General features: G+C 40.8%; 9 protein-coding genes. 8 read left to right on the plus strand and 1 reads right to left on the minus strand.

The window, feature by feature from the left end; genetic code table 11:
* Positions 1-345 precede the first annotated feature (345 nt).
* The 6 genes from OQE68_RS01040 to OQE68_RS01065 all read left to right on the plus strand — a co-directional run bounded on the left by OQE68_RS01040 (position 346) and on the right by OQE68_RS01065 (position 9821).
* Complete coding sequence (locus tag OQE68_RS01040) at positions 346-2031, plus strand: LysM peptidoglycan-binding domain-containing protein (RefSeq protein ID WP_180570753.1); 1686 nt, start codon at positions 346-348, stop codon at positions 2029-2031.
* A gap of 276 nt (positions 2032-2307) precedes the next feature.
* Complete coding sequence (locus OQE68_RS01045; protein ID WP_219340180.1) at positions 2308-4188, plus strand: extracellular solute-binding protein; 1881 nt, start codon at positions 2308-2310, stop codon at positions 4186-4188.
* 34 nt (positions 4189-4222) lie between these two features.
* A complete protein-coding gene (locus tag OQE68_RS01050; RefSeq protein WP_180570754.1) occupies positions 4223-6094 on the plus strand; it encodes an extracellular solute-binding protein in 1872 nt (623 codons plus the stop codon).
* An 18-nt stretch (positions 6095-6112) separates the two neighbouring features.
* Positions 6113-7195: a microcin C ABC transporter permease YejB gene (locus tag OQE68_RS01055; RefSeq protein ID WP_180570755.1), complete on the plus strand. Its 1083-nt coding sequence runs from the start codon at positions 6113-6115 to the stop codon at positions 7193-7195.
* 5 nt (positions 7196-7200) lie between these two features.
* On the plus strand, positions 7201-8226 hold the full coding sequence (locus OQE68_RS01060) for an ABC transporter permease (protein WP_180570756.1): 1026 nt from the start codon (positions 7201-7203) through the stop codon (positions 8224-8226).
* Entirely contained in the window at positions 8223-9821 is a 1599-nt protein-coding gene (locus tag OQE68_RS01065; RefSeq protein WP_180570757.1) for an ABC transporter ATP-binding protein, read from the plus strand. The genes OQE68_RS01060 and OQE68_RS01065 overlap by 4 nt, the downstream gene beginning before the upstream one ends.
* Before the next feature lie 11 nt (positions 9822-9832).
* On the opposite strand, the gene ybaK is transcribed toward OQE68_RS01065, so the two are convergent.
* A complete protein-coding gene (gene ybaK, locus OQE68_RS01070; protein ID WP_180570758.1) occupies positions 9833-10312 on the minus strand; it encodes a Cys-tRNA(Pro) deacylase in 480 nt (159 codons plus the stop codon).
* Between the two features lie 117 nt (positions 10313-10429).
* On the opposite strand from ybaK, the gene OQE68_RS01075 reads away from it, so the two are divergent.
* Both OQE68_RS01075 and fabI read left to right on the plus strand, forming a co-directional pair.
* The gene (locus tag OQE68_RS01075; RefSeq protein ID WP_180570759.1) at positions 10430-10861 is read left to right on the plus strand and encodes a hypothetical protein; all 432 of its coding nucleotides are present in this window, start codon (positions 10430-10432) and stop codon (positions 10859-10861) included.
* Between the two features lie 279 nt (positions 10862-11140).
* Positions 11141-11938 (plus strand): enoyl-ACP reductase FabI, encoded by a 798-nt coding sequence (gene fabI, locus OQE68_RS01080; RefSeq protein ID WP_180570760.1) that lies wholly within the window; start codon positions 11141-11143, stop codon positions 11936-11938.
* Positions 11939-12106 lie beyond the last annotated feature (168 nt).

Here is a 12106-nt window from a genome sequence, read left to right on the forward strand (position 1 = left end):
TGAATAGCCCGTTACCATGTTGCTTCAAGCTTGCTACTCCAGTTTTAAGCGCTCTGATAAGTTTTTCGGGCTAAACGTGATATGAGGCAATAAAGAGGTACTCTCCTAACTATCAAGCCCTACGCAGGTCTGCCGTTACTTACACAAAGTTTAAAAATATTACAGCATCTCACTTTTTTCATGATATGCTTTGCACTTTTTCTGAACAGATATTAGCCGTTTAGTTTTATAAACTAAATAGCATAACAACTGTCTTTACTATCAAGACAGTCAAGTTAGCCTAAACTAACTATCGAGAAATCTGTTTGAATGGTTGATTTAGTTGAAAATAAGTAGCGGGTTTTCATGCAGTTATATCAGTGGTTAAAGCACATTAAAGCGCCTCGGGCAATTTCCCAGCATCAGCAGCTGCGTCGAAACTCCCTCCCACTCGCAGGAAAGTCCATCGCTATTGTTAGCTTACTAACTCTTGCTGGTTGCCAGCAATTGCCCTCAGTGTCCAAGCTGAGTATATTCTCTGATGATCACAACACCAATAGCAGCCTACATAATAGTTTAACCTCCCCTATTTCTACCGACTCCATCAATAAGCCCGTTGAAGCCGTTTCAAAAGAGTTAGCTAGTAAAGAATTAGCTGAAGATACTTCAACTGATTTATGGGATAGGCTCCGCTCAGGACTAGCTTTAAATCTGGATCAAAATCAACCGCGCTTGGCAGCTGAGGTAAAGTGGCTAAAAAAGCATCCACGCTATCTTCTCAAACTGTCTAATCGAGCTGAGCCTTATCTCTACTTTGTGCTAGCAGAGATAGAAAAGCGCCAACTGCCTACCGAGTTAGCTTTACTCCCCATGATTGAAAGCGCCTATGACCCATTTGCTTACTCGCATGGCCGAGCTTCAGGGCTTTGGCAGTTTATTCCTCAAACTGGCAAACATTTTGGCCTAAAGCAAAATTGGTGGTATGACGGACGCCGTGATATCGCAGCCTCTACCAATGCTGCGCTTAATTATTTAGAGCTGCTTTATAAACGCTTTAATAACTGGGAGCTGGCATTAGCAGCCTATAATGCTGGTGGAGGCACCGTATCTAAAGCAATAAGACAGAATAAAGCTCAAGGCAAAGCAACAGATTTTTGGTCTCTGTCATTGCCCAAAGAAACCAGAAGCTACGTTCCCAAACTGATGGCACTAGCAAAGCTGGTATCAGCCCCTGCGACTTATGGTCTAGAGCTTCCTCCGATTAATGATGAAAAACAGCTAGAGAAAGTAGCCATTGGCCAGCAAATTGATCTAGCACAAGCGGCTAAACTAGCCGATATGGATTTAGATTCACTGTACCAGCTGAATCCTGCTTTTAATCAGTGGGCTACTGACCCTAATGGCCCCCATTATCTCTTGGTCCCTATTGCTAAAGCTGAACAATTTAAACAAAAACTCGCGGAATTACCTGCTGATGCCCGCCTCCAATGGCATCGCTATCGAGTCAAGTCAGGCGATAATCTAATCAAAATTGCTAAACGCTTTAATACCCAGCCAAGTCTAATTAAACGCACCAATAACTTATCGGGGTATTTTCTAAGAGCAGGACAAACCTTACTAATCGCTAAGCCCTCACGTTCATTGGCTAGTTACTCTCTGTCAGCCGCGCAGCGTAAACAAATACAACAACACCGGCAGCGACCAGGTCGAACCAAAAAAACGCATACGGTTAAAATGGGTGATAGCTTCTGGTCTGTCGCTAGGGAGCACCGCGTTTCGATGCGCAAACTGGCAGCCTGGAATAACATGGCACCAGGTGACTATTTAAAACCCGGCCAAACCTTGGTGATTTGGCAACCAGCCAGCAAAGGCAATAATGGTATCGTGAGAAAAGTACGCTACCGAGTTCGCCACGGGGATTCGTTGTACCACATCGCCAGTAAATTTAATGTCAAAGTAAAACAAATTAAAGAATGGAATCAAATTGAAAAACGTCACCTGAAGCCTGGTCAATTATTGACCCTGTTTGTGGATGTAACTAAAGCTCGTTAGCAAATCCATTTCCCCCCTTTTAGCAGCCTCTTCTTCAAGAGGTTGCTGCATTTAAAGGCACCTCTATCTAATAATAGTTGCTTACTGTCTCTGTGTTAGCTTGTATGGGAAAACAACCAGCCTTACACTGCACAAGCCGTCTTGTGCAAGAACCCGTCAGATTGCGCAGAGGCTATAAACAATGATTAGAGGTGCCCATACAAGCCGCTACAACATCTCAATGGTTCCCCTGCTCTCTTTGCTAGACTTACAGAAAGTAAAAGGGGGCCAATTGTCTTGCAATTTTTATTACAGAAAAGGCATTCATTAGCAGATACTACTTTGTTGTGGCTGACTATCTTATTGTCACTGATCGCTTTCTCATACTGTCAGTCAAGTTACCCAAAAGAGCAGGTAACCATCAGCCATGGTCTCGCATTACATGGAAATCTAAAGTATCCCTCTAATTTTAAACATTTCGACTATGTTAACCCAGCAGCCCCTAAAGCGGGTGAGATTAAACTGATGGGCCATGGCAATTTTGATTCCCTAAACTACTATACATTGAAAGGAATCAGTCCCATGAATACACCTGGTTTTTTTCAGTATGGTATCAATGAGCTAAACGAAACCTTATTGATGGGCACCTCTGAAACCAACCGTGTCGGAGACGAGCCTCAATCGGCCTATGGGCTACTAGCAGAAACTATCGAGTACCCAGACGACTTCCGTTGGATTATTTTTAACCTCAATCCAAAAGCCCGTTTTCATGACAACAGCTCAGTAACCGCAGCAGATGTGGTATTTTCCTATAATACCCTAATTAAGCATGGCCACCCTCGCTATCAAGCAGTTTATCAGGATATAAAGTCAGCAACTGTCATAGCCCCCCGCAAGGTAAAATTTACGTTAGACGGCACTAATCGTAAGAGCTTAGCCCTACGGGTAGGCGAACTACCGGTATTTTCTAAAAAATACTGGAAAGGTAAAGATTTTAAGCAAGCAAGCTTAACCCCCCCTTTAAATAGCGGGCCTTATCGGATCACTGACGTTAAAGCAGGTCATTACCTTATCTTTGAGCGAGTAGCTAATTACTGGGGAAAAGACTTACCAGTAAACCGTGGGCGTTACAATTTTGATAAAGTAAAAGTGGAGTTTTATCGAGATCTTACCGTGGCTTTCGAAGCATTTAAGGCAGGCCGTTATGACCTTTACTTTGAATCCATCGCAAAAAATTGGACACAAGGTTATGATTTTCAAGCCGTTCAGTCTGGCAGTATTATAAAAGCGACAATACCTCATCAGCGCCCTGCTGGTTTACAAGCTTTTTTCTTCAACACTCGTCGACCTTTCTTTCAAGACGTCCGGGTGCGTCAAGCCATCAGCATGGCATTTGATTTCGAGTGGATCAATAAACAATATTTTTATTCAGCTTATAAACGCACAAACAGTTATTTTGCAAACACAGATTTAGCCAGTCAACCTTTACCCTCTAAAGCTGAAAAGCAGTTATTAACACAATACCCTAAGCTTGATAAAAAAGTATTAACTACACCATTTACCCTCAGCAAAACTCAAGGCACCGGACATAACCGCAAACAACAAAGGCAAGCATTAACATTACTAAAGAAAGCAGGTTGGCAATTACAACAAGGCAGATTAATTAATCCCAACAATCAACAGCCCCTGCAATTTGAAGCGCTGGCTCGAAATCGTGGCTTATTAAAAGTATGGGAAGCATTTCAAAAAAACTTAAAGCGAATTGGTATACAAATGTCCATTCGGCTAGTTGATAGTGCCGAGTTCAAACGTCGCCTGGATCAATTTGATTTTGATATGACCAGTCTAGCCTTCACCCAATCACTCACGCCCAACCAGAGCCTTAGAGATTTATTTCACTCTCAGTTTGCTGACACAGAAGGTACATTGAATTTTTCTGGAATTAAAAATCCTATTGTTGATGACCTGGTTGAAAAAGTTATTACAGCTAAAACCCGGCCAGAACTCAGGCTCTATACTCAAGCACTTGACCGCGTTCTACTGTGGCAACACTATATTATTCCCAATTGGTATACCGATCATTATCGGGTAGCCTATTGGAATAAATTTAATAAACCAACTACCCAACCACCCTACTATTTTGGTTTAGAAAGCTGGTGGTTTAAAACAGATGGGTAAAATATAAAAAATAAACGATTATAGGGAACTTCTAATGAGGTTTAAAAATAAAAATAACATCGCCTTTATTTTTACCATTAAGTTTATCTGGCTACTTTGTTTCCAACAAACTGCTTTGGCAGCTGAAGTAAAAAATCCTGTCATTCATAAAACCCATGCCATTGCCATGCATGGCCAGCCTAAATACCCAGCAAATTTTACCCATTTTGATTATGCGAATCCTGACGCCCCCAGAGGTGGTGTATTTAAACAAGCTACTGTCAGCAGTAGCGGTTTCGATAGTTTAAACCCTTTTATTGTCAAAGGTGTACCAGCAGCAGGTATGGCCTATTTAGGTGGGGGGTATATTTATGACACATTATTAGTTCAAAGTTATGATGAAGCATTTACCAAGTATGGTTTACTTGCAGAATCAATGGAGTGGCCCGACAATCGCTCTTGGATCACTTTTCATTTAAGAAAAAATGCCAAGTTTCATGATGGCCACCCTATTACGGCTGAAGATGTGGTCTTCACTTTTAATTTATTAACCGAAAAAGGGCACCCGCTTTATAAAACCTATTATCATAATGTCAAAACAGTGACAGCCCTTAATAATCACTCTGTTAAATTTGAATTTGATACTAAAACGAATCGAGAGCTTATCCTAATCGTTGGCCAGTTTCCAATATTACCCAAGCATTATTGGGAAACGCATGATTTCACAAAAACCACCCTAGAATTTCCTTTAGGCAGTGGCCCCTATAAAATTTCAAAAGTAGACCCTGGTCGTTCTATTCACTATGAACGTGTAAAAGACTATTGGGGACAAAATGTAGCGGTAAATAAAGGCCAATACAATTTTGATATGCTCATTTTTGATTATTACCGAGAACCCTCCGTTGCTATTGAAGCGATAAAAGCTGGCAAATATGACTTACGAGTAGAAAATAGTGCTAAAAGCTGGGCTACCGAATACAACATTGCCTCTGTAAAAAAAGGTCACTTAATCAAAGCTAGCATTACTGATTATACCCCTGCTGCTATGCAGTCTTTTATTTTCAATATTCGCCGAGATAAGTTTAAAGACCTCAAAGTGCGTGAAGCCATTGGTTATGCCTATGACTTTGAGTGGCAAAATAAAACGATATTTTATAATAGCTATACACGCATTGATAGCTACTTTGCTGGCTCAGAGCTTGCTGCCACAGGAACACCCAGTAAGGCAGAACTAGTATTATTAGACCCTTTTAAAAAGCAATTACCAAGTGAGTTATTTACTAAACCATTCACCCTCCCCAAAACAGATGGCAGTGGTAATATACGTAACAATTTACGGCAGGCATTACGTTTGCTCAAGCAAGCCGGCTGGCAGATTAAAAATAAGCAATTAGTTAATAATAAAGGAGAGCCTTTTAACTTTGAAGTGTTACTAACCCAAGCCAACTTTGAACGGATTGTTTTGCCTTTTCAAAAAAACCTAAAGCGTATGGGTATAGAAATGACCATACGTAAAATTGACACTCAACAGTATATTGAACGCCGCAATAGCTTTGATTTTGATATGATAGTAAGCGGCTTTCCCCAGTCTACCTCCCCAGGCAACGAACAACGCGATTACTGGCATTCCAGTCAAGCGAATATCAAGGGAAGCCGCAACTATATCGGCATAGAGAATCCTGTAGTTGATCAGTTAATTAGTAAGATCATACAAGCACCAGACCGAAAAACACTTATTGCAAGCACTCAAGCCCTTGACAGGGTACTGTTGTGGAATCACTACGTAATTCCACAATACTATCTTAATCAGACTCGTTTAGTTTATTGGAATAAATTTGGCATGCCTGAGCAACCACCTAAATATGCTGTAGGGCTAAATACTTGGTGGTATGACTCCGCTAAAGCTAAAAAGCTCACTAAACAATAATGGTTGGTCATTAGAGTTATGTTTGACTATATTCTTCGTCGGCTGCTCCTCATAATCCCTACCCTACTAGGGATTATGGTAATTAATTTTATTATTATTCAAGCAGCCCCTGGTGGCCCAGTTGAACAAATGATCGCTAGATTGCAAGGCTTAGATACGGGTATCGGCGGCCGTTTGGGCACTGGATCAGATAGCATTGCCAGTGGCCAACCAGCCAGTGAATACAGAGGAGCACAAGGACTCAACCCCGAGCTGATTGAAAACATCAAAAAGCTCTATGGTTTTGATAAGCCTGCTCACGAACGTTTTTTTATTATGCTAAAAAACTATGCACAATTTGATTTTGGCGAAAGTTTTTTTCATGATAAAAAAGTAATTGATCTTATTATTGATAAGTTACCCGTTTCAATTTCATTAGGGTTATGGAGCACCCTGTTGGTTTATCTTATATCCATCCCACTAGGCATTAAAAAAGCAGTTAAAGATGGCTCACACTTTGATATCTGGACTAGTACCGTGATCATTGTAGGCTATGCAATCCCCAGCTTTTTATTTGCTATTCTACTTATCGTATTTTTAGCAGGTGGAACCTATTTAGATTGGTTTCCACTACGCGGCTTAACATCTGATAATTTTGATGAGATGAGTGCACAACAACAAATCGTAGATTACCTATGGCATATCACATTGCCTGTTATCTCTATTGTTATTGGTAGCTTTGCTACTTTAACCATGTTAACCAAAAACTCTTTTCTCGATGAAATTCATAAGCAGTACGTTATAACAGCAAGGGCAAAAGGACTAGCCGAAAATAAAATTCTTTATGGCCATGTGTTTCGTAATGCCATGTTAATTATTATTGCACAAATTCCTGCCGCATTAGTGGGAATTTTCTTTACCAGCTCACTCCTGATTGAAGTCATTTTTTCTCTAGATGGTTTAGGGTTATTGGGATTTGAAGCTGCCATACAACGGGATTATCCCGTGGTCTTTGGCACCCTGTTTATCTTTACCCTAATTGGTCTCATTCTCAAGCTGATTGGCGACATTAGTTACATGCTGGTAGACCCTAGAATTGACTTCGAGAGCCGTGAGGGTTAGCCAGCATGCCTTTAAGCCCAATTAATCAACGCCGCAAGGAAGCCTTTAAAGCAAATAAGCGAGGCTATTATTCATTATGGATATTTTGTATTTTGTTTATTATTTGCTTGTTTGCAGAATGGATTGCTAATGACAAACCTGTGTTATTAAAATACCAAGATAACTATTACTTCCCCGTTGTTGTAAGCTATGCCGAAACAGTTTTTGGTGGTGAGTTTGAAACTGAAACTGATTACAAAGACCCTTATATTCAAGAGTTAATTAAAAAAAATGGCTGGATACTATGGCCTCTCATCCCCTATCGTTATGACACTATTGTTTACGAGCTCCCTCAACCCGCACCTTCACCGCCTGACAGCAACCACTGGTTAGGCAGTGATGATCAGGCTCGAGACGTATTATCACGCATTATCTACGGGTTTCGTATTTCAGTATTGTTTGCCTTAACCCTGACTGTTATCAGTTCTATCATTGGCATTGCCGTTGGAGCCCTCCAAGGCTTCTATGGAGGCAAGATTGATTTGATTGGCCAACGATTAATTGAAATTTTTCAAAACTTACCTGTACTGTTTTTACTGATCATCTTATCTAGCTTTGTTAACCCTAATTTCTGGTGGTTACTGGGTATAATGCTGTTATTCAGCTGGATGCAACTAGTTGACTTAGTAAGGGCCGAATTTTTACGGGCAAGAAATTTCGAATATGTCAGGGCCGCCAGAGCGTTAGGTTTGGCCAACGGATTAATTATTTTTCGCCATATTTTACCCAACGCCATGGTGGCGACATTAACCTTCATGCCATTTATTTTAACATCAGGTATTACCGCCCTTACCTCACTAGACTTCTTAGGTTTTGGTTTACCTGTTGGCTCACCCTCTCTGGGTGAATTAGTCGCCCAAGGTAAAAACAACCTACATGCTCCCTGGTTAGGCCTATCTGCATTTATCACCCTAGCACTTATGTTAACGCTATTAGTTTTTATTGGGGAAGCAGCTCGTGACGCATTTGATCCAAGGAAAATAAAACTGTGAGTGAAAGTTTGTTACAGGTAGCAGAGTTATCCGTTAGTTTTCACCAGGCTAATCAAACATTTACGGCTGTAAATAAGGTTAACTTTACTATCAATCACAGTGAAACATTGGCGTTGGTTGGTGAAAGTGGCTCAGGTAAATCAGTAACCGCCCAGTCCATTCTTCAACTACTCCCCCCAGCACCAGCTTGCCAAACCAGTGGCAAAGCTCTTTGGAATGGTGAAAATTTACTCGTAGCACCGACCGAAACCATACGAAAAGTCAGAGGCAATGACATTGCCATGATTTTTCAAGAACCCATGACTTCACTTAATCCACTCCATTCGATTGCTAAACAAATAGGTGAAATTATTCAATTACACCAACCTGGAATCAGCAAAGCTGAGATTAAACAACAGACTCTTGAACTGCTAGAGCAAGTTGAAATTCATAATGCCAAACAACGCCTTAATGCTTACCCTCATGAATTATCGGGAGGGCAACGCCAACGGGTAATGATTGCAATGGCGTTGGCAAACAAACCAAAACTATTGATTGCTGACGAACCAACTACTGCACTAGATGTCACTGTTCAATTACAAATATTAAAGTTAATTGAACAACTACAAGTTGAATTAGAAATGGCTATTTTATTAATTAGCCACGACCTCAATCTCGTGCAACACGTCGCCCACAAAGTTGCTGTTATGAAAGACGGTAATATTGTTGAAAGTGGGCCCTGTGATACATTGTTTAAGCACCCTAATCACCCCTATACTCAGCTATTGATTAACGCGGAGCCTACAGGCACACCAATCCCTATTGATAAAGAAGCAAAACCCATTTTAGCCGCAAAACAGTTAAAGGTTTGGTTTCCCCTAACAGCAGGCATTTTTAAACGCACATTCGATTTTATAAAAGCCGTTGAGCCCACTGATTTGATTATTAAACAAGGGGAAACCTTAGGGGTAGTCGGTGAAAGTGGCTCTGGTAAGTCAACGCTAGGTTTTGCTTTATTAAAATTAATACCCAGTGAAGGCGATATTCATTTTAATAGTCAAGCCATCAGCTCATTGAATCAACATGAATTCCGCCCGCTACGTCGCGATATACAAATTGTTTTTCAGGATCCATTTGGTAGCCTAAATCCACGAATGTCCATTGGTCAAATAATCGGTGAGGGTCTTAGTATCCACCAAAGCCAGTTGGCTGTCGAAGATATTGACCTGGAAATTTGTCAAACACTCAGTGAAGTTGGTTTGGACCCCAGCATCCGGCATCGCTACCCTCATGAATTTTCAGGTGGTCAACGTCAACGGATAGCAATTGCTAGAGCTTTAATACTAAAACCCAAACTTATTATTTTAGATGAACCCACTTCTGCCTTAGACCGTACGGTACAAACCCAAATCGTTAGTTTATTACGCAACCTACAACAAAAATACCAGCTAAGCTACTTGTTTATCAGCCATGATTTAGCGGTGGTTAAAGCCATGAGCCACCGAATTATGGTGATGCAAAAAGGCCAATGTATCGAAACAGGTGAGACACACGATATATTTCATCAACCCAACCACCCCTATACAAAAGCGTTAATAGAAGCTGCTTTTTTGTAAAGTCTGTTTTTTTAGCCGCTTTTTTTAATCGCTGCTATTTTGCCTCGGGTGAGTGCAAGCAAATCGTTTGGGTCGAGTTCTATCTCTAAGCCTCGCTTGCCCCCACTAATAAAAATTGACTTACAAGCCATTGCAGATTCATCCAACAACAACGGCAATACCTTTTTCTGGCCTAACGGACTAATCCCTCCTACTAAGTAACCCGTTGTACGCTCTGCGATAATAGGCTCAGCCATAACGGCTTTTTTTGCCTTAAAGTAATTGGCAACTGCTTTAGTATTTAATTGCGAATTGACTGGCACTAACGCAACTACCAGCGACTCCTTGCTCCCTGAGAGTTGTACAAGCAGTGTTTTATAAACTCTGTCAGCCTCCAAGCCCAGTGTTTCTGCCGCTTCCATCCCATAAGATACTGCTGTTGGGTCATGACTATATTCATGAAGAAAAAAATCTATCTTAGCTTTCTTAGCTACCATTACAGCTGGTGTCATAGAATCCTACTACCTTTTAGCTTATGATTATCCTTAGTTTCTGTTGCTCTTATATTAGCGTGCTTATATACCTTATATCAGCCTGTTTTCAAAATTAAAACGAGTAGTATAATTTCAATGAGCCAACTATGGATGTTTTTTAGCACACATGATGAAGCGCTTAATAGCTCTCCTCCAGGCAAGGCCATCGTAGATTATCTAATGTCTGAGCTTCCCAACCATAAAGTGCCTTGTATAAAAATCACCTCAAATGACCTTGGTTGGTTTTTGATTGGTCATTACTGCGGGAAAGACATCAAGATCTTTATTACAAAAGACATTGAAAGCGAATTTTGGTTTTGCTCGACAGCATGGGCTGGTCCTTATCCTGGTTTTTTTGCCAGTTTATTTGGTAAAAAGCCCATTGATGCTACAGCAGAATCTATTCAAGTAGGCTTTTTAGTCAAACAAATTCTTACCCAAAGTGGTAACTTTTTTAACTTCCAAGATGTAGATGATATTGACAACCAAGGACCTAAGCAACCACCTAAAGAGCATATTAAATTTTAGAATGTCATGGACATGATAAGGCCTGTCTTAATAAACCAGCACAGTCAATCAACCTGGCTTGCGAAACCCTCAAAAACAAGCAAACACTTGCACCAAACTTCTAGCCAGTCTCACCAAGCTGATTTACATTCGCAATTTTGGCCAGATTCCAATATACTTCCCACACTTTATTGTCTATTTTACAAACAAGTTAAACGGCTAGCCTGGCATACCTAACCAACGTGAAGGGTATCAAGTCCAGAATAGTCATCGGCTAACTTAAAATTTAGGAAGATTATTATGGGTTTTTTAGCTGGAAAAAAGGCACTAATTGTCGGTGTTGCCAGTAAAAAATCAATTGCCTCTGGTATTGCTGCAGCCATGCACCGTGAAGGTGCTGAACTGGCTTTTACTTACCAAAATGACAAACTAAAGTCTCGGGTGGAAGAATATGCTCAAGAGTGGGGGTCAAACCCTGAGCTATGCTTTCCTTGTGATGTAACCAATGATGAAGAAATTGCTAATGTTTTCACTGAATTAAATAAAAAGTGGGACGGCGTTGATATTATTGTTCACTCTGTTGGTTTCGCCCCTGGTGACCAACTCACAGGCAATTTTGTCGATGTGACTACCCGTGAAGGTTTTAGAGTTGCTCACGATATTAGCGCCTATAGTTTCATCGCTTTAGCAAAAGCTGCTAAAGCGATGCTTGAAGGACGCAATGGCTCATTACTTACCTTGTCTTATTTAGGTGCAGAGCGGACTATGCCTAATTACAATGTCATGGGTCTAGCAAAAGCAAGCCTAGAAGCTTCTGTACGTTATCTAGCGACTAGCATGGGGCCAGATGGCACTCGGGTCAATGCTATTTCTGCTGGTCCTATTCGTACTCTTGCAGCATCTGGAATAAAAAGTTTCAGAAAAATGCTTAGCTATAACGAAAAGCAAACACCTTTACGTCGTAATGTGACTATTGAAGAAGTCGGTAATGTTGCTGCCTTTCTGTGTTCAGATCTCGCCAGTGGTGTATCCGGCGAAATCACTTATGTAGACGGCGGTTTCAATATTACTGCAATGGGTGCTTTGGAGGAAGAATAGTCTTTTCTCTTCAGGAGGGTGATTATACTCACCCTCCACGCCTAAACTTCCTCTGGCTTGTACCCTGCTTCAAACAAAAGTACTTCCTACATTAAGTAAGTAAGAAGCTGCGTGCAACACTCCCCTCTTTTCTCACTTTTACAACAATAATTACTACATATATCTATC

The organism is Spartinivicinus marinus (assembly GCF_026309355.1).
Classification (GTDB): domain Bacteria; phylum Pseudomonadota; class Gammaproteobacteria; order Pseudomonadales; family Zooshikellaceae; genus Spartinivicinus; species Spartinivicinus marinus.

What these genes read in the sequence shown, in the direction of transcription:
- OQE68_RS01040 (WP_180570753.1), top strand. Translation starts at nt 346, where the DNA reads ATGCAGTTATATCAGTGGTTAAAGCACATTAAAGCGCCTCGGGCAATT.
- OQE68_RS01050 (WP_180570754.1), top strand. Translation starts at nt 4,223, where the DNA reads ATGAGGTTTAAAAATAAAAATAACATCGCCTTTATTTTTACCATTAAG.
- OQE68_RS01055 (WP_180570755.1), top strand. Translation starts at nt 6,113, where the DNA reads ATGTTTGACTATATTCTTCGTCGGCTGCTCCTCATAATCCCTACCCTA.
- OQE68_RS01060 (WP_180570756.1), top strand. Translation starts at nt 7,201, where the DNA reads ATGCCTTTAAGCCCAATTAATCAACGCCGCAAGGAAGCCTTTAAAGCA.
- ybaK (WP_180570758.1), bottom strand. Translation starts at nt 10,312, where the DNA reads ATGACACCAGCTGTAATGGTAGCTAAGAAAGCTAAGATAGATTTTTTT.
- OQE68_RS01075 (WP_180570759.1), top strand. Translation starts at nt 10,430, where the DNA reads ATGAGCCAACTATGGATGTTTTTTAGCACACATGATGAAGCGCTTAAT.
- fabI (WP_180570760.1), top strand. Translation starts at nt 11,141, where the DNA reads ATGGGTTTTTTAGCTGGAAAAAAGGCACTAATTGTCGGTGTTGCCAGT.